We start from the raw sequence: 22,208 nt of genomic DNA, 5'->3' as shown, positions 1-22,208 counted from the left end.
GGCTGTGACCACCGTTCGCCTGCCTCTCTTCCCGCTGAACACGGTGCTCTTCCCGGGGCTCGTGCTGCCGCTGAACGTCTTCGAGGAGCGGTATCGCGCCATGATGCGCGAGCTGCTGAAGACCGACGAGTCCGAGTCGCGCCGGTTCGCCGTCGTCGCCATCCGGGACGGCCGCGAGGTGGCGTCCACCGCGCCCGGGCTGCCCGACCAGACCGCCCTGCCCCAGAAGGGCCCGGCGGCCGGTTTCGGCGCCGACCCCGCCCAGGCGTTCCACCGGGTCGGCTGCGTGGCCGACGCGGCGACCATCCGGGAGCGGCCGGACGGCAGCTTCGAGGTGCTCGCCACCGGGACGACCCGGGTGAAGCTGCTCTCGGTGGACGCGAGCGGCCCGTACCTCACCGCCGAGCTGGAGGAGCTGGCGGAGGAGCCGGGCGACGACGCCGAGGAGCTGGCCGAGGGCGTGCTCCGGGCGTTCCGCTCGTACCAGAAGCGGCTGGCGGGGGCGCGGGAGCGCTCGCTCGCGGCCGACCAGGAGCTGCCGGACGAGCCCTCGGTGGTCTCCTATCTGGTGGCCGCCGCCGCGGTGCTGGACACCCCGGCGAAGCAGCGGCTCCTCCAGGCGCCCGACATCGCCACCCGGCTGCGCGAGGAGCTCCAGGTGCTGCGCGCCGAGACGGCGGTCCTCCGCCATCTGCCGTCCGTGCCGGCGGTGGACCTGACCACCGCCCCGACCAGCCCCAACTGACCGGGGCCCGTCCCCCACCGCGTACCGTGCCCGCAGGACGGACCGGGTCCGGAGCACGGGCAGGATCCGAACCATGGACAGGACCACAGCACGGCACGAGGAGGCCTCACCCGGCATGGCGAAGAAGGACAGGTCCGGCGGCGGGCGCGGCGGCACCCCGGCGACGGTGGCGCTCACCGCGGCCGGCACGGCGTACACCCTGCACGCGTACGAGCACGACCCCGCCTCCCCCTCGTACGGCGAGGAGGCGGCCGAGGCGCTGGGCGTCTCCCCGGAGCGGGTGTTCAAGACCCTGGTCGCGGACGTGGACGGCGAACTGACCGTGGCGGTGGTGCCGGTCGCCGGCCAGCTGGACCTGAAGGCGCTGGCGGCGGCGGTCGGCGGCAAGCGGGCGGCGATGGCCGACCCGGCGGCTGCCGAGCGCGCCACCGGCTATGTGCGCGGCGGCATCTCCCCGCTGGGGCAGCGCAAGCGGCTCCGTACGGTGCTGGACGCCTCCGCCGGGGACCACGCCACCATCTGCGTCTCGGCCGGCCGCCGGGGCCTGGAGGTGGAACTCTCCCCCGCCGACCTCGCCGCCCTCACCGGCGCCGTCCTCGCCCCCGTCGGCCGGGGCTGACGCCCGTACGGTCCCGGGCCGGGGCCCGGTCGCCGGCCGGTGTCCTCCGGTCTACGGGCGCCGGCCCTCCCCCGGGGCGTCCGCCCCGCGCGCCGGGTCCCGGTGACCGTCTTCCGGCAGGTGCCGGTGACCGTCCGCGGGCTGGTCGCGGTGGGCGTACGGCTCCGGGGACCAGGGGGCGACGGGCTCGGGGTCGCGGGGGGTGAAGAGGGCGGTCAGCGCCAGGTGGACGACCATGGCGGCGATCGGCCAGGCCAGCAGCGCCCCATGGGCCTGGAGTTCCAGCGGCGCGTCGAAGACGACCCCGGGGCCGGCCGAGCGGGCGTGCGCGACCACGTCATGGGTGGGGCCGAGCAGCGTGCCGAGCCCCCAGCCGAGGAACGAGCCGGCCAGTCCGCCCAGCGCCAGGCCCACCACCACGGCCACGCCCCCGCGCCGGCGGAACCAGAACACCACCGCCGCGCTCAGGACGCCCAGGCCGAGCCCCAGCAGGGCGAACGTCCCGTCGGCGCCCACCGCGTTCTCGCCCTCGGACTCCTTGAGGAAGACGGCCCGGCTGTCCGAGATCAGCGGCACCCGGGGCGCCAGCCACAGCCAGAGCAGCCCCAGCGCCACCCCGCCCAGCGCCACCAGCAGGAACACCATGAGCCCCTGGCGCACCTCGGTCGCCACGTCCGGCGTCTCGGCATCCCTGGTGATCGCGGCGGAGGTGCCGGGCGGCGGCCACGCGGAGTCGGACGGCGGCTTCGGGGAGGGCGTCTGCGGTGCGGTCACCCCGCCATCGTGCCAGGCGGCCCCGGGGCACGCCTCACCGGACCGCTGCCCGCCGGTACGCCCAGGTGGCCACGGCCAGCGAGACCACCCCGACCACCGCGCAGACGGCCAGGTCCGTCCCGACGGCCGCCCAGTCGGGGCGGGGGCCGAAGGTACGGGCCAGGGCCTCCACCCCGTAGGTCGAGGGCAGCAGGTCACGGGCCCAGCCGATCGGCCCGGGCAGCCGGTCGGGCGGCAGCACGCCCAGCAGCAGCGCGGCGGACATCCCGAGCTGGCCCAGCAGGGTGGCCAGTTCCTGACGGGGCGCCAGCAGCCCCAGCGCGGCGCCCAGCCCGGCCAGCGCGGCCCCGGCCAGCGGCACCACCGCGGCCAGCACCCAGAGATGGGTCAGCGGCAGCTGGAAGAGGACCGAGCCGGCGACGGCGGTGACCACCGTCCCGGGCGCGGTGAAGGAGGCGTACGCCCCGGCCGCGCCCAGCACCACGGCGGCGGGCGGGACCGGCAGGGTGGCGTAGTGGTCGAGCCCGCCGCTCGCCCGGAGCTGCCCGAAGTACTGGGCGAGCAGATTGAGCGCGACGAACGCCACGACCAGCACCGAGGAACCGGCCACCACGGCCCGCGCCTCGGCACCGCCGTCCACCACCCCGCGCATCAGGACCATGATCCCGATCGACTGGAAGGTGGCGACGAAGAGCAGCGGGATCCGGGCGACCCGGGCCCGGGACAGCTGGGCGCGGTAGACGGCGACGAGCGCCGGCAGCAGCCGCGCCCGGGGCGCGAGGGGCGCGGCGCGGCGGGTGTCGTTCTCCCGCACGGCGGTGCGGAGGGCTCCGGTCGTCGTCGACAGGGCCTCCGCGGGCAGTGTGCTCACCTGACGCAGCTCCAGTTCGTGCCCGTGTTCTCCGCGCACGGGTCGACCGCGCACATCTCCTCGGTGCCGGTGTCCTCGGTGCCCGGGTGGTTTCCGCCACCGGCGGCACCGGTGTGCTCGCGCTCGGCTCCGGTGCGGGTGTTCTCTGCCGTGACGGTACCCGAGGACGCCCGGCCACCGGGCCCCCGGCCCCCACCCGGCCACCCCCCGGGACGGCCCTCCCGGCCCGCGTACGGCTGCGCGACCGCATCCGGCCGAGGTCGCGCAGCCGTACGCCGTCCCGGGCGCGGACGCGCCCCGCGGACCGGGCCGCACTCCACGACCGGGTGAGCCCCTGGGGCCCGGACCCGCACCGGAGCCGTACGCCGTCCCGGCCCCGAGGCCCGGCGCGGTCCGGGTTCCGCGTACCCGGGTCGTCCCGGTTCCGCGTACCGGCGCCGCGGCGGCGACGGGCGCCCCGCTCGGCCCACCACCGGACGACCGGGGCCCACCACCGGACGGCCGAGGCCCATCCCAGGACGGACGAGATCGACCGCCGGACGACCCGGGCTCACCGCCGGGTGGCCGGGGCCCATCCCCGGACGGACGAGGCTCACCGCCGGACGGCCAGGGGGCGCCGTACACCCACCCGCGCTCACGACCCGACCAGCCCCTTCCGTCCCTTTGGTCCCGTCACGCCTTGATCAGTCCCTTCGCCCGGCCGCCCAGGGCCAGGTAGACGTCCTCCAGGCTGGGGGTGGCGAGGGTGAAGTCGTCCAGCGCCGCGAAGGCCGCGCCACCGGTCACCGCCGCCACCGCCGCCCTGGCCTCGTCCGGCGCCAGCCGCAGCACCCAGCGGCGGCCCGACTCCTGGGCGATGCCGCGCAGCGCGGCCACCTCGGGCACGTCCAGCGGGGCGCGCTCGCGCCAGACCAGCTCCACCCGCACCTCGCCGGCCACCCGTTCCTTCAGCCCCGAGGGCGTGTCACAGGCGATCACCCGGCCGCGTTCCAGGACCGCCACCCGGTCGAGCACGGTCTCGGCCTCGATGACGTTGTGGGTGACCAGCAGGACCGTGGTGCCGTTTTCGGCGCGCCGCCGGTCCACGGCCGCCCAGACGGCGCGCCGGGCCACCGGGTCCATCCCGGTGGTCGGCTCGTCCAGCACCAGCAGCGGCCGGGGGCCCACCAGGGTCGCGGCGAAACAGGCCAGCCGCCGCTGGCCGCCGGAGAGCTTCTTCAGCGGCCGGCCGGCGAGCGGGGCGAGGTCCAGCTCGTCCAATACGGCGTCCCGCTCGGCCCTGGCCTCCCGGGCGGGCAGCCCACGCAGCCGGCCGGTGGTCTCGGCGGCCAGCGCGACGGTCAGCTCGTCCAGCGCGGTGGACTCCTGGCCCAGATAGCCGATGAGCCGGGCGGCGCGCTCCGGGTGGCGTACGAGATCGTGGCCCAGTACGTCGACGGTGCCGGAGTCGGGGCGCATCAGCCCGGTGAGCTGGCGGACCAGGGTTGACTTGCCGGCGCCGTTGGGGCCCAGCAGGCCGAAGATCTCGCCGCCGCGCACCTCCAGGTTCACCCGGTCGGTGGCCCGCACCTCGGGCGTCGCGGGCGTCCCGCGCCTGCCGCGCGCGGCGGGGTACGTCTTCACCAGGTCCCGCACCACGCACACCGTACTCACGAGGGACGAGCCTAAGGGGTCGGCCCGGCCGGAACGCGGCCGGGGCGTACCGACGCGTATCCACCGGCCCGGCACCCCGCGCGTCCACCCGGCGCCGCACCATGCGGCCGGAGCCCGGGGGACGGCCCGAGCCCGACAGCCCCGCCCCCGCGTACGGTCCCCGCCTCCCGCGTACGGCGTCCCGCCCCCGCGCACGGCGCCCCGCCCGGCCCGGCGGCGCCGCGCATCCGCCCGCTCCGGCGCCACGCGGCCGGGAGCCCCGGAAGACGGCGGGAGCACGGGAGACGGCAGGAGCACGGGAGACGGCGGGAGCCCGGAAGACGACCGGGCCCGGAGGCCGGAGCCCGGGAGACGGCCGGTCTACGCCTCCCCCGCCGGTGGCTGGCCGCCGGGCGCCCGGACGTCGATCTCGCGCCAGAAGCCGGCCCGGATGGCGTACCGGTCGTGCTCGTCGATCTGGTCGTCCTTGTGCGCCAGCAGTCCGAACCTGGCCGCGTAGCGGAGGAGTTCGCCGTCGATCCGGTGCGGGACCCGGGGGTACAGGGTGGAGAGCTTCTCCACCTGGCTCTGGTCGGTGAGCCGCTCCATCCAGCGCCGGGCGAACACCTGGCCCACCTCGAACGGGTCGCCGCCGACCGCGGTGATGTCCTCCTCCCGGTCGGCCCAGCGCTGCTCGGCGCTGGTGAGCTGGGCGAGAGTGGGCAGCGAGGCGGTCTCGGGCGGCTCCCCCACCGGGGCGGGGCGCTCGATCCAGCCCCGGTCGGAGGACCAGCGCAGGGTCGCCGTGGCCGGGGCGGCCGGTGCGGGCTGGGGCGCCGGGGAGCGCAGCCCGGCCAGGTCCTTCGGGGTCGGCACCCCCTTGCCGGTCGCCGGGGCGGCCGGGGCGGACGGCTCCGGGGCCCCGTCGGCGGCCGGGGCCCGGGCGGGACTGCCGTTGGCCCGGGCGGGCGCGGTGGTCGCGGCGGCGGGCACCGCCGGGGCGGTGTCCCGCTCGGCGGAGGCGGCCGGCGCCGACTCGGGGAGCGGGGCGGAGAGAATGGCGGCGATCTCGGGGCGCGGGGCGGGCTGCGGGGCGCAGCCGCCGGTGAGGTCCCGGGCCCGGACGGCCCGGGTGATCCAGGCGCGGTCGAGCACCCGGCGCTCGTCGGCCTCGGCCACCAGGTCCTCGGACTGGTTGTAGTCCCCGTCGGCGGCCTGGACGGCCCACAGATGGACGGCGACCCCGTGCTCCTTGGCGGACATCAGTCCGGGCAGCAGATCGCCGTCGCCGGTGACCAGCACGATGTCGGAGCAGGCCCGGTTGCGGGCGAGTTCGGTGAGCTCGGCGTGCATGGCCGCGTCCACGCCCTTCTGGGCCCAGCGGCCGTCGCTGCGGGTCAGGGCGCCGAGCCGGACGGTGACCCGGGGCATCACCCGCAGCCGGCGGTGCTCGGGCTGCGGTACGCGGTCGGGGGCGCCGTCGAACCAGTAGATCCGCAGCAGGGGGCGTTCGGTCTCGCTCTCCGCCCGCTCGCGCAGCCCCTGGATCAGGGCGGCGTGATCGACGGTGATCCGGGAGCGGGCCGGTTCCCCGGCGAGCAGGCTGGCGGCGGCGCCCAGCAGATAGCCGGCGTCCACCAGGACGACGCAGCGGTCCACGTGTTCCACCTTCTTTCGGGAACCTCGGGATCGGAGTTGCTTCGGGTGTGCTTCGAGTCTGCCCGACGGCCGGAGGGTTGACGGCCGGAACTCGATCATCGGCGTGGCGGATCGGCCACCACCGGCCGACAACGGCCCCTCGCGCCCCGCCACCGGTCCGCCCGGGGACGCCCCGGGACGCCCATCGGGGCTGTCCGGGGCGCTGGTTACCGTCCGCGATGATCCAACATGCGGCATATATCCGGTCATGTGAGGCTGACAGCGACCCGCCCCCTCTCCACCCCGCAGGAGGACCCCATGGCCAAGAACAAGAAGGACCGGACTCCCAAGTCCTCGGCCGCCGAACGCGGCACCCAGCAGGCGAAGAGCCAGTCGATGGAGGCCCAGGCCGAGCACCGGGTCTCGCAGCTCACGCCGACCGACGTGGCGCACAAGGGCCGGCAGAAGCGGTTCGGCCACAACTGACCGGCCGGCCGGACACGGCCGAGGGGCGCACCCGTTTCCACGGGCGCGCCCCTCGCGCGATCACCGGCCGGCCCCCGCGCACCTCACGAAGGCGCGGGCACCGGCCCCCCTACCCGACGGGCCCGGCCGCCGCCCCCGCCTTGCTCGGGCGGGACGCCTCACCCCGCCAGGCAGGACGGGCCGAGCAGCACCTTCAGGTCGCCGTAGAGTGCCGGATCGGCCTGGACCCGGTGCCGGTCGAGCCGGAGCACCGTGGTCTTCTGCGGGCCCTGGAGCTTGATCCGCACCTCGGTGTTGCCCTTGTGGTGGCTGAGGATCTCACCGAGCCGACTGATCATCGGCGGGGTGACCTTCACCGTCGGGATGGTCAGCACCACCGGGGCGTTGGTGCCCGCCGACGACAGATCCGGGACCATCAGCTCCATGGCGACCAGCCGGGGCACGTCCTCCCGCTTGTCCAGCCGGCCCTTGACGAAGACCACCGTGTCCTCCACCAGCTGGGTGGAGACCAGCTGGTAGGTGGCGGGGAAGAACATGCACTCGATGGAGCCCGCCAGGTCCTCGACGGTGGCGATGGCCCAGGCGTTGCCCTGCTTGGTCATCTTCCGCTGGAGGCCGGAGATGATGCCGCCGATGGTGACGACCGCGCCGTCGCTGTGCTCGCCGCCGGTGAGCTGGGCGATCGCCGCGTCCGCCTTGTCGGAGAGGACGTGCTCGATACCGAAGAGCGGGTGGTCGGAGACGTACAGACCGAGCATCTCCCGCTCCTGGGCGAGCAGATAGGTCTTGTCCCACTCCACGTCGGAGAAGACCACGTCCAGGCCGAAGCCGGGCTCGTCGCCGCCCTTCTCCTCGCCCATGCCGCCGAAGAGGTCGAACTGGCCCTCGGCCTCCTTGCGCTTGACCGCCACCACGTTGTCGATCATCGGCTCGTGGTGGGCGACCAGCCCCTTGCGGGTGTGGCCCATCTCGTCGAAGGCGCCCGCCTTGATCAGCGATTCAACCGTCCGCTTGTTGCAGACGACCGCCTCGACCTTGTCCAGGAAGTCCGGGAAGGAGCCGTACTTCCCCTTCGCCTTCCGGCACTTGATGATCGAGTCGACCACGTTGCTGCCGACGTTCCGCACCGCCGTGAGGCCGAAGAGGATCACATCGTCACCCTGGGCGGCGAAGTTGGCCATCGACTCGTTGACGTTGGGCGGCAGCACCTTGATGCGCATCCGGCGGCACTCGTTGAGGTAGACCGCCGACTTGTCCTTGTCGTCCTTGACCGAGGTGAGCAGCGCCGCCATGTACTCGGCCGGGTAGTTGGCCTTGAGGTAGGCGGTCCAGTAGGAGACCAGTCCGTACGCGGCGGAGTGGGCCTTGTTGAAGGCGTAGCCGGCGAACGGCACCAGCACGTCCCAGAGCGCCTGGATCGCCTCGTCGCTGTAGCCCTTGTCGCGGGCGCCCTTCTGGAAGAGGACGAAGTTCTTCGCCAGCTCGTCGGGCTTCTTCTTGCCCATCACGCGGCGGAGGATGTCGGCCTCGCCCAGCGAGTAGCCGGCGATGATCTGGGCGGCCTTCTGCACCTGCTCCTGGTAGACGATGAGGCCGTGGGTGACGTCCAGCACCTCCCGGAGCGGCTCCTCCAGCTCCGGGTGGATCGGGATGATCTCCTGCTGCTTGTTCTTCCGCAGCGCGTAGTTGGTGTGCGAGTTCATGCCCATCGGGCCCGGCCGGTAGAGGGCCGAGACGGCGGAGATGTCCTCGAAGTTGTCGGGCTTCATCAGCCGCAGCAGGGACCGCATCGGGCCGCCGTCGAACTGGAAGACGCCGAGGGTGTCGCCGCGCTGGAGCAGTTCGAAGGTCGTGGGGTCGTCCAGCGGCAGCGACAGCAGGTCGATGTCGACGCCCTTGTTGGACTTCACCATCTTGACGGCGTCGTCCATGATCGTCAGGTTGCGCAGACCGAGGAAGTCCATCTTCAGCAGGCCGAGCGACTCACAGCTCGGGTAGTCCCACTGGGTGATGGTGACGTTGTCCGTGTGCCGGACCCAGACGGGTACGTGCTCGGTGATGGTCTCGCTGGACATGATCACGCCGGCCGCGTGCACGCCCATCTGCCGGACCAGGCCCTCGACGCCCTTGGCGGTGTCGATCACCTTCTTCACGTCCGGCTCGTTCTCGTACATCGAGCGGACCTCGCCGGCCTCCGAGTAACGCGGGTGCTGGGGGTTGGTGATGCCGTCGAGGTTGATGCCCTTGCCGAGGACGTCGGCGGGCATGGCCTTGGTGATGCGGTCGCCCATCGCGTACGGGTAGCCCAGTACCCGGGCGGAGTCCTTGATCGCGTTCTTGGCCTTGATGGTGCCGTAGGTGCCGATCATGGCGACCTTGTCGGCGCCGTACTTCTCCGTCACATACCTGATCACCTCGACGCGCCTGCGCTCGTCGAAGTCGATGTCGACATCGGGCATGGAGACGCGCTCGGGGTTGAGGAAGCGCTCGAAGATCAGACCGTGCGGGATGGGGTCGAGGTCGGTGATGCCGAGGGCGTACGCGACGATCGAGCCGGCCGCCGAGCCACGGCCCGGGCCCACCGCGATGCCCTGGTTCTTGGCCCACATGATGAAGTCCGCGACGACCAGGAAGTACCCCGGGAACCCCATCTGGATGATGACGTCCATCTCGTACTCGGCCTGCTTGGTCCGGTCCTCGGGGACCTGGCCGGAGAAGCGGCGCTCCATGCCCCGCCGGACCTCCTCCTGGAACCAGGTGACCTCGGTGTAGCCGGCCGGGATGTCGAACTTGGGCATCAGGTCGCGCTTGGCGAACATGCCCTCGGTGTCGACCTGTTCGGCGACCAGCCGGGTGTTCCGGCAGCCCTCCTGCCAGGCGTCCGAGGAGTCGATGGCGTACATCTCGTCGGTGGACTTGAGGTAGTAGCCGGTGCCGTCGAACTTGAACCGGTCCGGGTCGGAGAGGTTCTTGCCGGTCTGGATGCAGAGCAGCGCGTCGTGCGCGGTGGCCTCGTGCGCGTGGGTGTAGTGCGAGTCGTTGGTGACCAGCGGCGGGATGCCGAGCTTCTTGCCGATCTCCAGGAGCCCGTCGCGGACCCGGCGCTCGATCTCGATGCCGTGGTCCATCAGCTCCAGGAAGTACCGGTCCCTGCCGAAGATGTCCTGGTACTCGGAGGCGGACTTCAGCGCCTCGTCGAACTGGCCGAGGCGCAGCCGGGTCTGGAGCTCGCCGGAGGGACAGCCGGTGGAGGCGATCAGCCCCTCGGACCACTGGGCGATGGTCTCCTTGTCCATCCGGGGCCACTTCTGGAGCCAGCCCTCGGCGTAGGCGTCGGAGGAGAGCCGGAAGAGGTTGTGCAGACCGGTGGCGTTCGCCGCCCAGATGGTCTTGTGGGTGTAACCGCCGGAACCGGAGACGTCGTCCCGCTTCTGGTGCGGCTGGCCCCAGAGGACCTTGCGCTTGTTCCGCCGGGACTCGGGGGCGACGTACGCCTCGATGCCGATGATCGGCGTGACCCCGGCCTTCTGCGCGGAGTGGAAGAAGTCGTACGCTCCGTGCAGGTTTCCGTGGTCGGACATGGCGATGTGCGTCATGCCCATCTCATTGCACGCGTCGAACATGTCCTTGAGCCGCGCGGCACCGTCCAGCAGCGAGTACTGGGTGTGGACGTGCAGGTGCGTGAACGGCGGCTTCGACACGGCTGCGGCTCCCGGGGCTCGTGAGGGTGAGGATGGGGGACAGCCAGGAAGTCTACGACCCGGCACTGACAGCCGCCGGGCACTCGGGGGCTCGGCCACGCGTTGGGGAGGGCGGGCGTCCGGAACAACCCCGTCCGCCCGCCCGTCACCCCGGTGTACGACGATGAGCACCGGCGCCATGATCGGCACGGGCGCACGCGTTCCGCCGCGACCCGGCGGACGTACGCGTCCGGCCGTGAGCGGCACCGGCGCACGCGCCCCCGCGCCCGGCAGGACGTACGCGCCCCGCCATGACACCGGCAGGGCGCCCGTCCGGCCGGGATCACCGGCACGGGCGTACGCGTCCCACCGCGACCCGGTGGCGGGCGTACGCGTCCCACCGGGGACACCGGCAGGGCGTCCGCGTCCGTCACGGTCACCGGCGGGGGCGCGCGGTCACCCGTCGTGACCGGCGGGGCCGTTCGCGCTCCGCCGCCACCGGCGCGGGCCGTGCGTCCCGGTCCGGCGCCCGCAGTACCCCCGAGCACGTCCAGCACCAGCCCCATCAGGAGGCACCCCGCGATGTCGGTCCCCCAGTTCACCGCCGAGGAGCGCGGTGAGCAGATTCTCACCGTCTTCGGTACCGCCTTCGGCGAGCTCCTGGCCGCCGACCCGGCCGCGTTCCGGGTGAAATTCCGGAAGATGGCCGGCTCGGCCTTCGCCTTCTACCGGGGCACGGCCTGCCTGTTCTACGCGGACCTGGAGGCGGACCGGCACGGCGGTCCCTTCCTGGACGAGCGGACCGGCCGGGTGTGGATCCACGGCGATCTGCACGCCGAGAACTTCGGCACCTACATGGACGCCAACGGCCGCCTGGTCTTCAACGTCAACGACTTCGACGAGGCGTACGTCGGCCCCTTCACCTGGGACGTCAAGCGGCTCTCCGCCTCACTGGCGCTGATCGGCTACGCCAAGGCGCTCGGTGACGACCAGATCACCGAACTGGTACGGATCTTCGCCGCCGCCTACCGGGAGCGGATCCACGCGCTGGCCACCGGCGCCAAGAACGACGAGGTCCCGCCCTTCACCCTGGACACCGCCGGCGGGCCGCTGCTGGACGCGCTCCGGGTGGCCCGCTCGCTGACCCGGTTCGGGCTGCTGGAGTCGATGACCGAGATCCGCGACTTCGAGCGCCGGTTCGCCCCGGGCGGCGGCGCGATCGAGCTGGACGCGGCCACCCGGTACAAGGTGCTGGCCGCCTTCGACGGCTATCTGGAGACGCTGCCCGACTCCAGCCTGGCCCGGCCCGACTCGTACCGGGTGAAGGACGTGGTGGGCCGGCGCGGCATCGGCATCGGTTCGGCCGGGCTCCCCTCGTACAACATCCTGCTGGAGGGGAACAGCGACGCGCTGGAGAACGACGTCGTGATCTACCTGAAGCAGGCGCAGACCCCGGCGGTCTCCCGGCACATCACCGACCCGGCGGTGCGCGGCTACTTCCACCACGAGGGCCACCGCACGGTGATCTCGCAGCGCGCCCTCCAGGCGCACGCCGACCCGTGGCTGGGCTGGACCGAGCTGGACGGCGCCGGTCAGCTGGTGGCCGAGGTCTCGCCGTACGCGGTGGACCTGGACTGGTCCGACATCGACGAGCTGGAGGAGATCGCGGCGACCGTCGCCGACCTGGGCCGGGCCACCGCCACCATGCACGCGGCGGCGGACGACGAGAGCGGCCACTCGCTGGTGCCGTTCTCCACCGAACGGGCCATCGACGCGGCGATCGCGGCCGACGAGGACGGCTTCGGGGCGATGCTGGTCGACTTCGCGCACGACTACGGCGCCCGGGCGCGGGCCGATCACCAGATCTTCGTCGATCTCTTCCGCAACGGCCGCATCCCGGGGCTCTGAGCTCTTCCGCGACGGCCGCATCCCGGAGCTCCGGCTCCTCCGCGACGGCCGTACCCCGGGACTCCGGCTCCTCCGCGACGGCCAGGTCCCGGGTCTCCGGCCCCTCCCCCCGCCCGCCCCCGCCCCCGGCTCCTTCCCGAGGAAGGCCGGGGGCGGGACCCTTTAGGGGACACTTACCGGTGGGCGTGGCACACTCTGCGGCGATGGACGACATATCCGGGACCCGGCTCAGGGGGCTGCGGGCGGCGCTCTTCACGGCGATGACCGTGACGCTGTCCGTCGCCTCCCATGTGCTGCTGTCCCGGGTGCCGCTGCCGCTGGGCACGGTGGCCGCCGTCGCCGCCGGGGTCTTCGCGGCCGCCTGGGCGCTGGCCGGCCGGGAGCGCGGCTTCGGGCGGATCGCGGCGCTGCTGATCCCGCTGGAGCTGGCCGCCGACACCGTCTTCACCGCCGGCCAGCACGTCTGTTACGGCCCGGCCGGCGGCCCCGTGGCGGGCTCGCTGCGGGCGGTCGGGGTCGATGTGCTCTGCGGCGGACAGGTCGGCGCCCCGCTGCCCGGGGTGGTCGTGCCGGAGGGCGGGATGGCCGCCCTGCCGCACTCCCCCGACCCGGCCCTGCCCTGGCTGCTGCTGGCCGTCCATGTCTCGGTCGGGCTGCTCGCCGCCGGCTGGCTGCGGCGCGGCGAACGCGCCCTGGCCGCGCTGGCCCGCTCGGCCGCCGCCTGCGCCTTCCGGCCGTTGCTGCTCGCGGTGGCCGCCACCGGGACGCCCGGGGAGCCGGCGCGCCGGCGGCCGTCACCCGCCGGGGAGCCGCGCCCGTCCGCGCGCACCCGGCTCCTCACCCACTCCGTGGGGCGGCGGGGACCGCCCCGCCCGGCCCTCACCGTCTGAGCGGCCGGCCCGCCGAGCGGCCCGCGCCGCCCGGCCGGAACGGTCCCCCGTCCCGTCACACCCTTCCCCACGGAGATTCACGATCATGAGTGCACGGAACAACCAGGCCAACAAGGCGGCGGCCCGCGAGCGACTGCGCCTGGAGCGCGAGCGCCAGGCCAAGAAGGACAAGACGCGGCGGCAGATCATCGTCGCCCTGTCGGTGGTCGGCGTCCTCGCCCTGGCCGGCGGCATCGGCTACGCCGTGGTCCAGAACAACAAGCCCTCCCAGTGGGAGGCGGCCAAGGACGCCAAGGTCACCGCGCCCAAGAACACCACCGGCGACGACGGCACCACCGTCGTGATCGGCAAGCCGGCGGCGAAGAAGACGCTGGAGCTGTACGAGGACTCCCGCTGCCCGGTCTGCGCGGTCTTCGAGCAGGGGGTCGGCCCGACGATCGACAAGGACGTCGAGGCCGGCAAGTACAAGATCAAGTACATCGGCGCCACCTTCATCGACAACGCCGCCAACGGACAGGGCTCCAAGAACGCCCTGTCCGCCCTCGGCGCGGCGCTGAACGTGAGCCCGGACGCCTTCCTGGACTTCAAGGCGGCGCTCTACTCCGCCAAGTGGCACCCGGAGGAGTCGGACGACAAGTTCGCCAAGGACTCCTACCTGCTGGAGGTCGCCGACACGGTCCCGGCGCTCAAGGGCAACGCGCAGTTCAAGAAGAACGTCGAGGACGGCACCTTCGACGCCTGGGCGATGAAGATGTCCGCCACCTTCGACAAGAGCGGGGTCACCGGTACGCCCAGCCTGCGGATGGACGGCAAGCCGGTCACCGACGCGGGCGGCAAGAACGCCCCCATGACCGCCGCCGAGTTCACCACGGCCGTCGACAAGGCCCTCAAGGGCTGACGGCTCCGGGGCCGGGGCCCGGGGTCCCGGCGGGGCACGCCTCCGCACCGGGCCCGGCCCCGGCCGGCACGGCCCCCGCTCGGCCCCGGTCGGCTCGGTCCCTGCCTCGCCCGGGTCTGCCGGCCCGGTGGGTGAGCGGTGGGCGGACGGGGAGGGACGGGCGGACGAACTCTTCGGGTTCGTCCGCCCGTTCACCTTTTCGTGCGACATACCGGTCAGTAATCTGATCGGCCGTGACCAGTCGTGACGTAGACATTTCAACGCCGAGCCGCCGTGCGGTCGTCCGGGCCGCCGCGGCCACCGCCGTCGCCGCTCCGGCGCTCGCCGCTCCGGCACCCGCGCTCGCCGCCGCCCTGCCCGGTCCGGCTCCCGTGCCCGCCGGCGGGGCCGCCGGGGCCACCGCCGCCGAGACGCCGGTCTTCCTGCACGGGATCGCCTCCGGCGACCCGCTCCCCGACGGCGTCCTGCTGTGGACGCGCGTCACTCCCGCCCCCGACGCCCTGCCCGGCTCCGGGCGGGGCGCGGACACCGAGGTACGCTGGGAGGTGGCCGAGGACCGGGCCTTCACCCGCACCGTGGCCCGGGGCGCCGTCCTCGCCACGGCCACCACCGACCACACCGTCAAGGCCGACGTCCGGGGGCTGCGGCCGGAGACGTCCTACTGGTTCCGCTTCACGGCCGGCACCGGCCCGGTCCCGGCCGTCTCGGCCACCGGCCGTACCCGTACCGCCCCGGCGGCCGACACCGCCACGCCCGGCGTCCGGTTCGGCGTGGTCTCCTGCGCCAACTGGGAGTCCGGCCACTTCTCGGCGTACCGGCATCTCGCCGCCCGCACGGACCTGGACGCGGTGCTGCACCTCGGGGACTACATCTACGAGTACGGCAGCGGTCAGTACCCGGCCGCCAAGTACGTCGTACGGCCGCACGAACCCCGGCACGAGATCGTGAGCCTCGCGGACTACCGGCTGCGGCACGGCACCTACAAGACCGACCCGGCCCTCCAGGCGCTGCACGCCGCGCACCCGGTCGTCGCGATCTGGGACGACCACGAGTTCGCCAACGACAGCTGGTCGGGCGGGGCCGAGAACCACACCCCGGGTGCCGAGGGCGACTGGGCGGCCCGGCAGGCGGCGGCGAGACAGGCGTACTTCGAGTGGATGCCGGTCCGCGCCTCCACCGCGGGCACCGTCTACCGGCGGCTGCGCTTCGGCCGGCTGGCCGATCTGCACCTGCTCGACCTGCGCTCCTTCCGCGACCAGCAGGCGCGGATCGGCAGCGGGACGGTGGACGACCCCGCCCGCAGCATCACCGGCCGGGCCCAGCTCGACTGGCTGAAGGCCGGACTGCTCGCCTCGGACGCCACCTGGAAACTGGTCGGCACCTCGGTGATGATCTCGCCGGTGGCCTTCGGCGCGCTCCCCGCCCATCTGCTGGCCCCGCTCGCCGAGTTGCTCGGGCTGCCGCAGGGCGGGCTGGCGATCAACGTGGACCAGTGGGACGGCTACACCGACGACCGCCGGGAGCTGCTGGCCCATCTGACCGGCCACTCCATCGCCAACACCGTGTTCCTCACCGGGGACATCCACATGGCCTGGGCCAACGACGTGCCGGTGACGGCCGCCACTTATCCGCTCTCCCGCTCCGCCGCGACCGAGTTCGTGGTGACCTCGGTCACCTCGGACAACCTGGACGACCTGCTGCACGTGGCGCCGGGCACCGTCTCGGTCGCCGCCACGGCCGCGCTCCGGGGCGCCAACCGCCATGTGAAGTGGCTGGACATGGACCACCACGGCTACGGCGTGCTGGATGTCACGGCCGAGCGCTCGCAGATGGACTACTACACGGTCTCCGACAAGCGGCGCCCCGACGCCACCACCGCCTGGGCCCGCTCCTACCGGACGCTCAGCGGCACCCAGCGGGTGGAGCGGGCGTCCGCCCCGGTCGTCTGACAACACGCCCCGCGCCGGGGCCCGGCCACGCCCCGGGCCCCGCCGCCTCCCCTACAGACTCGCCAGGAACCCGAGCGCCGTGCGCCAGGTCCGCTCGGCCGCCTCCGCGTCGTGGTCGGGCAGTTCGGGGTCGGTGTAGAGGTGCCCGGCGCCCGCGTACCGGAAGACCTCCACATCGGCGCCGGCCCGCCGCATCCGCAGGTACCAGGCGTTCAGCCAGTCGTCCGGCTCGAACGGATCCGGGTCCGCCACATGCAGCTGCACCGGCAGCCCGTCCACCGAGGCGTCGTCCGCCAGGTCCGACGTACCGTGCAGAAGCAGCAGGCCACGGGCCTTCTCGTCACCGAGCGCCAGGGTCTGCGCGAGCGCCGCGCCCAGCGAGAACCCGGCATAGACCAGCCCCTGGTCCGAGTGGGGCGCGGCCGCCGCCACCGCCCGCCGCAGCAGCTCCTCCTGGCCGATCCGGTCCTTGATCGTCATGCCCTCCTCGGTGGTGGCGGCGGTTTGGCCCTCGAACAGGTCGGGCACGCGCACGTGGTGCCCGGCGGCGCGCAGCCGGTCGGCTGCGGCCACCACCGCCGGGCCGAGACCGTGAACCGAATGGAAGAGCATGATGTCCATTCGGCCATCCTGCCAGTTAGCTACGGAGCCATGGAGAACGTACTGCGCCCGTTGACCGTCGTCGGTGGCTCGGTCGTGCTCACGCTGCTGTTCGGCTACCTCGCCGACGTCCTGCTGCGCCGAGCCGACGCCCGGCACCACGAGACCCCGCTCTGGGGGCTGCTGCGGCGCTGCCGCCTCCCCCTCCAGGTGGTGGTGCTGACCGCCCTGCTGCGCGGCACCTACCGGCAGATCCGCTGGTCACCGGTGAAAGACCACGCGCTCGGCATCGGCCAGGGCCTGTCCCTGGTGCTGATCGGCTCCAGCGCCTGGCTGGTGATCCGGATCGCCGCGGCCATAGTGGAGTCCTCGTACGCCCGGTACGCCTCCGCCACCCGGGACGCCGCCCGGGTGCGCCGGGTGCGTACCCAGGTCACCCTGATCATGCGGATCGTCACGGCGGTGGTCGCCGTGGTGGCCGTGGCGGCGATGCTGCTCACCTTCCCCGACTTCCGCACCGTCGGTACGTCGATGCTGGCCTCGGCCGGTGTCATCGGCATCGTCGCCGGTGTCGCCGCCCAGTCGACGCTGGGCAACCTCTTCGCCGGCTTCCAGATCGCCTTCGGCGACATGGTCCGGATAGGAGACACCGTGGTGGTGGACGGCGAGTGGGGCGTGGTCGAGGAGGTCACGCTGACCTTCCTCGCGGTACGGACCTGGGACGAGCGCCGGATCACCATGCCGGTGTCGTACTTCACCAGCAAGCCCTTCGAGAACTGGTCGCGCGGCGGTGTGCAGATGACCGGCACGGTCTTCTTCCACCTGGACCACTCCGCCCCGGTCGCCCGGATGCGCGAGAAGCTCCGGAGCATCCTGCGGGAGAGCAGCGCCTGGGACGGCCGCGACTGGTCGCTCGCCGTGACCGACACCACGCCCAGCACCATCCAGGTCCGCGCCGTGGTCACCGCCAAGGACGCCGACGATATCTGGACCGTGCGGTGCGCCGTGCGCGAGCAGATGATCGCCTGGCTCTGCGAGGAACACCCGTACGCCCTCCCCCGGATCGCCACCTCCGCCGCCGAGACGCCCCCCGGCGACCAGTGGCCGGACCGCCCGCCGCACCCCTCCGAGGTGCACAGCAACAACTCCGAGCGGTATGTCCGCGCCGGCCTCCGGAAGGCCGAGACCGAGGAGCAGGAGGCGTACGAGAAGGACGGCGCCACCCGGTACGGGGAACCCGTCCGCACCGGCCGCGGCTGACCCGCCCGCGGCTCCCCCACGGATCGCGGCCGACCCGCCCACGATCCCGCTCCCACAGACCGCGGCCCGGCCCCGGAGGGACACACCCCCGGTGCCGGGCCGCACTCGTACCCGGGCGGAGCCCTCAGCGCAGGCTGCGCACGTCCAGCTGGCGGAGCACCCGGTCCACCACCTCCGGGTCGGCGCCCGGCTCACGGCGGGCCGACAGCACCTCGTGCCGGGCGGCCGACATCAGCTCCTGCTGGATCCGCTGCATCGCCTTGAACCGCTTGGTCCGCTGGGCGAAGGCCGAGCGCCGCTCCTCGTCCACCATGTCCGGGCTGATCCGCGCGCCCACGTCGTACGCGATGCGCTGAAGCCGCTCCTGGAGGTCCTCCGGCAGCTCCTCGACCTCCTCGATCTCCTTCAGCCGCCGCTTGGCCGCCTTGGCCGCCCGGACCGCGAGCGCCCGCTCCAGCTCGCGTTCCGCGTCCGTGTCGGCCCGTACCCCGAGCCGGCGGACCAGGAACGGCAGGGTGAGCCCCTGCACGACCAGGGTCGCCATGATGACGCAGAAGGCGATGAACACCACCTCGTCCCGGCCCGGGAACGGGTTCCCGTCGTCCATGGTCAGCGGAATGGCGAGGGCCAGCGCCACCGAGGCCACGCCCCGCATCCCGGCCCACCACATGACCACGGTCTCCCGCCAGGACATCGGGATCTCCTCCTCCACGTCCCGGCGGGTGTGCAGCCGCTTGGCGAGCCAGGTCGCCGGCAGCAGCCAGAGCAGCCGGACGCCGACCACCACGGCGACCACCACCGCCCCCCAGCCCAGCATCTCGGGCAACCGGCCCTCGGAGGTGCCGAAGACGTTGTGCAGCTCCAGCCCGATCAGCCCGAAGGCGATCCCGGTGACCAGGGTGTCGACGATCTCCCAGAACGTCCGCCCGGCCAGCCGGCCCATCACGTCGTCGGCGTCCACCGCGTGCTCGGCCAGATAGAGCGCGACCACCAGCACGGCCAGCACCCCGGAGCCGTGCAGCTCCTCGGCCAGCACATAGGCGACGAACGGCACCAGCAGGGTCAGCCCGGTCTGGAGCACCGCCTCGCCGAGCAGCCCCATCAGCTTGGTGGTCATCCAGCCGAGCGCCATCCCCATCGCGACCGCCACCACGGCGGAGAGCACCAGCTCGCCGACGGCCCCGCCCCAGGAGAAGCTGCCGCCCACGGCCGCACCGATCGCCACGTGGTACAGGGTGATCGCGGTCACGTCGTTGAACAGTCCCTCGCCCTCCAGGATGGAGACCAGCCGGCGGGGCAGCCCCAGCGAGCCGGCGACGGCGGTCGCGGCCACCGGGTCCGGCGGGGCGACCAGCGCGCCCAGCGCCACGGCGGCGGCGATCGGCAGTCCGGGCACCACCGCGCTCGCCACCGCGGCCACCGCCGCCGTGGTGACGAACACCAGCGCCACCGCCAGCAGGAAGATCGGCCGCTTGTTGGCCGCGAACTGGCGCCAGGAGGTGCGCTGCACGGCCGCGTAGAGCAGCGGCGGAAGCACCAGCGGCAGGATGAAGTCGGGCGGGATCTCCACGTTCGGCACGAACGGCAGCAGAGCCAGCACGATGCCGGCCAGCGTCATCAGCACCGGCGCCGGCAACCGCAGCCGCTCCCCGAGCGGTACGGTCACCACCGCTCCCAGCAGCAGCACGAGCAGCAGAGCCAATTGATCCACGGTGTGCCCCTCCGGCCCTCACGGCCACGACGATCAGGGCCTCCACCCTGCCATGACCGGCCCCGACGACGCCGACGACCACCCGCGCACCCCGCCGGGTCGCGGCCCCGGGAGACCACCCGGGGCCGGGCTCAGAGCTCCCGGCGCATCGCCTGATGCGGAATGCCCGCGTCCGGGAACTCCCCGCCGTACGCGGCGTAGCCCAGCCGCTCGTAGAAGCCGAGCGCATGGGTCTGGGCGTGCAGGTCCACGGCGGTCAGGCCCCGGGCCCGGGCCGCCTCCTCGATCGCCCGTACCAGCGCCACCCCGACGCCGAGTCCCCGGGCCGCCCGGTCCACCGCCAGCCGGCCCAGCGCCCCGACCCCCGCCGCGCCACCGGTCCGGCCGGCGGCACCGGGGCCGTACAGCAGCCGGCCGGTGCCCAGCGGGGTCCCGTCGGCCGCGTGGACGGCCAGCACATGGACGGCGGTCGCGTCGTGGGCGTCGTACTCCAGTTCCTCGGGCACGCCCTGCTCCGTGACGAAGACCGCCCGGCGCACCGCGAAGCACGCCCGCCGGTCCGCCTCGTCCCGCGCCTCCCGGACGGCGAAGCCCGGGGCCGTACCGGTCACGCGCTCTCCGCGGCGATCCGGTCCAGGGCGCCCTGGAGGTCGTCCGGGTAGGTGCTGGCGAACTCCACCCAGCGCCCGTCCGACGGGTGCTCGAAGCCGAGCCGCACCGCGTGCAGCCACTGCCGGGTGAGCTTCAGCCGCTTGGCCATGGTCGGGTCGGCGCCATAGGTGAGGTCGCCCACACAGGGGTGCCGGTGCGCCGACATGTGCACCCGGATCTGGTGGGTGCGGCCGGTCTCCAGCTTGATGTCCAGCAGCGAGGCGGCCCGGTACGCCTCGATCAGGTCGTAGTGGGTCACCGACGGCTTCCCGTCGGCGGTGACCGCCCACTTGTAATCGTGGTTCGGGTGGCGCCCGATCGGGGCGTCGATGGTGCCGCTCAGCGGGTCGGGGTGGCCCTGCACCAGCGCGTGGTAGCGCTTGTCCACCACCCGGTCCCGGAACTGCGCCTTCAGCAGCGTGTACGCCCGCTCCGACTTGGCCACCACCATCAGCCCGGAGGTGCCGACGTCCAGCCGGTGCACGATGCCCTGCCGCTCGGCCGCGCCCGAGGTGGAGATCCGGTACCCGGCGGCGGCCAGCCCGCCGATCACGGTCGTCCCGGTCCAGCCGGGGCTGGGGTGCGCGGCCACGCCGACCGGCTTGACGATCACCACGATGTCGTCGTCGTCGTGGACGATCTCCATGCCTTCCACGGGCTCCGCCACGATCTGCACCGGCGCGGGCGCCCCGGGCATCTCGACCTCCAGCCAGGCACCCCCGCTGACCCGCTCGGACTTGCCGACCACGGCCCCGTCCACCAGCACCTTCCCGGCGGCGGCCAGCTCGGCCGCCTTGGTACGGGAGAACCCGAACATCCGGGAGATGGCGGCGTCGACGCGCTCGCCCTCCAGGCCATCGGGGACGGGCAGGGTGCGGATCTCGGGAACTGTGCTCACCCGTCGAGTATGCCTTGCCGCCCCCACCGCCCCGCCCGGCCCCTCACACCCCGGGCCCCGGGGCCCCCGGGCCGGCGGCACCGCGAAGAGACAGAAGAGACGACGGAACCGGCGGGCAGCAACCCGGAACGGCCGCGACCACCACTCACCCACCGGCAGCGCGCCACCCATGGGCACCGGCCACGGCGCACCGCTCACCGGTCACAGCGCGCCACCCATGGGCACCGGCCACGGCGCATCACCCACCGGCCATCAGCCACAGCCGACCGACCAGCGGCCATCAGCCACAGCCGACCGACCAGCGGCCACCGGCCACAGCCGGACCGACCAGCGGCCACCGGTCAGAAGGGCTCCCGCCCTCAGTCCTTGTGCACGGTCCCGTCCGGGTCCAGCCCCCGGAAGGAGAGGATCACGATCAGGAAGCCGCCGCAGACGATCGCGGAGTCCGCCAGATTGAAGACGGCGAAGTGCGCCGGGGCGATGAAGTCCACCACCGCGCCCTTGAACACGCCGGGCGCGCGGAAGATCCGGTCGGTGAGATTGCCCAGCGCGCCGCCGAGCAGCAGCCCGAGCGCGATCGCCCAGGGGAGGCTGTAGAGCTTCCGGGCCAGCCGGACGATCACCACGATCACCGTCGCCGCGATCACCGTGAAGATCACCGTGAACGCCTCACCGATGCCGAAGGCCGCCCCGGGGTTCCGGACCGCCTGGAAGCGCAGCAGGTCCCCGATCACCTCGATCGGCCGGTGGTGCTCCAGCCGGGCCACCACCAGCATCTTGCTGCCGAGATCCAGCAGATAGGCGACCACGGCCACCGCGATCAGGGCGGCGATCCGGCGCCTGCCCCGCCCGGCGGGCGCCACGGCCTCGTCGTCCATCTCCGGCGTACCGATGACGCGCTCCGCCTCTGCCACGTGAGTCCCTCAACCTCGTCCAGCCCGACTGTGCACGAGGGTACGGCACACCCCGTCCGGCACAGTCCCCGCCGGTCGCGGCCC

18 protein-coding genes are annotated in these 22,208 nt (G+C 73.5%); 8 read left to right on the top strand and 10 right to left on the bottom strand.

The annotated features are described in order from the left end of the window. Positions 1-4: 4 nt before the first annotated feature. Both NX801_RS12310 and ybaK read left to right on the top strand, forming a co-directional pair. Positions 5-745: an LON peptidase substrate-binding domain-containing protein gene (locus NX801_RS12310; protein WP_258787541.1), complete on the top strand. Its 741-nt coding sequence runs from the start codon at positions 5-7 to the stop codon at positions 743-745. 115 nt (positions 746-860) lie between these two features. After that, a complete protein-coding gene (gene ybaK, locus NX801_RS12305; protein ID WP_258787634.1) occupies positions 861-1,364 on the top strand; it encodes a Cys-tRNA(Pro) deacylase in 504 nt (167 codons plus the stop codon). A 51-nt stretch (positions 1,365-1,415) separates the two neighbouring features. Here the strand turns inward: ybaK and NX801_RS12300 are convergent, their stop codons facing one another. The 4 genes from NX801_RS12300 to NX801_RS12285 all read right to left on the bottom strand — a co-directional run bounded on the left by NX801_RS12300 (position 1,416) and on the right by NX801_RS12285 (position 6,309). Beyond that, a complete protein-coding gene (locus tag NX801_RS12300) occupies positions 1,416-2,138 on the bottom strand; it encodes a DUF2567 domain-containing protein (protein WP_258787540.1) in 723 nt (240 codons plus the stop codon). A gap of 34 nt (positions 2,139-2,172) precedes the next feature. Beyond that, the gene (locus NX801_RS12295; RefSeq protein ID WP_428986125.1) at positions 2,173-3,009 is read right to left on the bottom strand and encodes an ABC transporter permease; all 837 of its coding nucleotides are present in this window, start codon (positions 3,007-3,009) and stop codon (positions 2,173-2,175) included. A gap of 672 nt (positions 3,010-3,681) precedes the next feature. Continuing rightward, positions 3,682-4,662, bottom strand: coding sequence for an ABC transporter ATP-binding protein (locus tag NX801_RS12290; protein ID WP_258787538.1), 981 nt, complete (start codon positions 4,660-4,662; stop codon positions 3,682-3,684). A gap of 360 nt (positions 4,663-5,022) precedes the next feature. Further along, positions 5,023-6,309 (bottom strand): NYN domain-containing protein, encoded by a 1,287-nt coding sequence (locus NX801_RS12285; protein WP_258787537.1) that lies wholly within the window; start codon positions 6,307-6,309, stop codon positions 5,023-5,025. Between the two features lie 240 nt (positions 6,310-6,549). On the opposite strand from NX801_RS12285, the gene NX801_RS12280 reads away from it, so the two are divergent. Continuing rightward, positions 6,550-6,765, top strand: a complete 216-nt coding sequence (locus tag NX801_RS12280) for a hypothetical protein (RefSeq protein ID WP_258787639.1) — start codon at positions 6,550-6,552, stop codon at positions 6,763-6,765. A gap of 158 nt (positions 6,766-6,923) precedes the next feature. On the opposite strand, the gene dnaE is transcribed toward NX801_RS12280, so the two are convergent. Next, positions 6,924-10,466, bottom strand: coding sequence for a DNA polymerase III subunit alpha (gene dnaE, locus NX801_RS12275; protein WP_258787535.1), 3,543 nt, complete (start codon positions 10,464-10,466; stop codon positions 6,924-6,926). A gap of 561 nt (positions 10,467-11,027) precedes the next feature. On the opposite strand from dnaE, the gene NX801_RS12270 reads away from it, so the two are divergent. The 4 genes from NX801_RS12270 to NX801_RS12255 all read left to right on the top strand — a co-directional run bounded on the left by NX801_RS12270 (position 11,028) and on the right by NX801_RS12255 (position 16,090). Next, positions 11,028-12,353, top strand: a complete 1,326-nt coding sequence (locus NX801_RS12270; protein WP_258787534.1) for a DUF2252 domain-containing protein — start codon at positions 11,028-11,030, stop codon at positions 12,351-12,353. 203 nt (positions 12,354-12,556) lie between these two features. Continuing rightward, entirely contained in the window at positions 12,557-13,243 is a 687-nt protein-coding gene (locus NX801_RS12265; RefSeq protein WP_258787533.1) for a hypothetical protein, read from the top strand. 85 nt (positions 13,244-13,328) lie between these two features. Next, positions 13,329-14,141 carry a DsbA family protein gene (locus NX801_RS12260; protein ID WP_258787532.1) on the top strand — a complete coding sequence of 271 codons (813 nt, stop codon included), beginning with the start codon at positions 13,329-13,331 and terminating at the stop codon, positions 14,139-14,141. Positions 14,142-14,374: 233 nt separating this feature from the next. Further along, entirely contained in the window at positions 14,375-16,090 is a 1,716-nt protein-coding gene (locus tag NX801_RS12255; RefSeq protein WP_258787531.1) for an alkaline phosphatase D family protein, read from the top strand. 51 nt (positions 16,091-16,141) lie between these two features. Here NX801_RS12255 and NX801_RS12250 read toward each other — a convergent pair whose 3' ends face one another. Next, positions 16,142-16,711: a dienelactone hydrolase family protein gene (locus NX801_RS12250; protein ID WP_258787530.1), complete on the bottom strand. Its 570-nt coding sequence runs from the start codon at positions 16,709-16,711 to the stop codon at positions 16,142-16,144. 30 nt (positions 16,712-16,741) lie between these two features. Between NX801_RS12250 and NX801_RS12245 the strand changes: the two genes are divergently transcribed. Then, positions 16,742-17,950, top strand: coding sequence for a mechanosensitive ion channel family protein (locus tag NX801_RS12245; RefSeq protein WP_258787632.1), 1,209 nt, complete (start codon positions 16,742-16,744; stop codon positions 17,948-17,950). A gap of 124 nt (positions 17,951-18,074) precedes the next feature. On the opposite strand, the gene NX801_RS12240 is transcribed toward NX801_RS12245, so the two are convergent. From NX801_RS12240 to lspA, 4 genes are all read right to left on the bottom strand, one after another. After that, positions 18,075-19,661 (bottom strand): Na+/H+ antiporter, encoded by a 1,587-nt coding sequence (locus NX801_RS12240; protein ID WP_258787529.1) that lies wholly within the window; start codon positions 19,659-19,661, stop codon positions 18,075-18,077. 131 nt (positions 19,662-19,792) lie between these two features. Beyond that, positions 19,793-20,272, bottom strand: coding sequence for a GNAT family N-acetyltransferase (locus NX801_RS12235; protein ID WP_258787527.1), 480 nt, complete (start codon positions 20,270-20,272; stop codon positions 19,793-19,795). After that, positions 20,269-21,210, bottom strand: a complete 942-nt coding sequence (locus tag NX801_RS12230; RefSeq protein ID WP_258787525.1) for an RluA family pseudouridine synthase — start codon at positions 21,208-21,210, stop codon at positions 20,269-20,271. The genes NX801_RS12235 and NX801_RS12230 overlap by 4 nt, the downstream gene beginning before the upstream one ends. Positions 21,211-21,569: 359 nt before the next feature. Then, the gene (gene lspA, locus NX801_RS12225; RefSeq protein ID WP_258787524.1) at positions 21,570-22,124 is read right to left on the bottom strand and encodes a signal peptidase II; all 555 of its coding nucleotides are present in this window, start codon (positions 22,122-22,124) and stop codon (positions 21,570-21,572) included. Between the last annotated feature and the right edge of the window lie 84 nt (positions 22,125-22,208).

The sequence above is a fragment of the Streptomyces pyxinae genome (assembly GCF_024756275.1).
Classification (GTDB): Bacteria; Actinomycetota; Actinomycetes; order Streptomycetales; family Streptomycetaceae; genus Streptomyces; species Streptomyces pyxinae.
The sequence above is the reverse complement of the archived record's forward strand: the minus strand, read 5'-3'. Positions and strand labels throughout refer to the sequence as shown.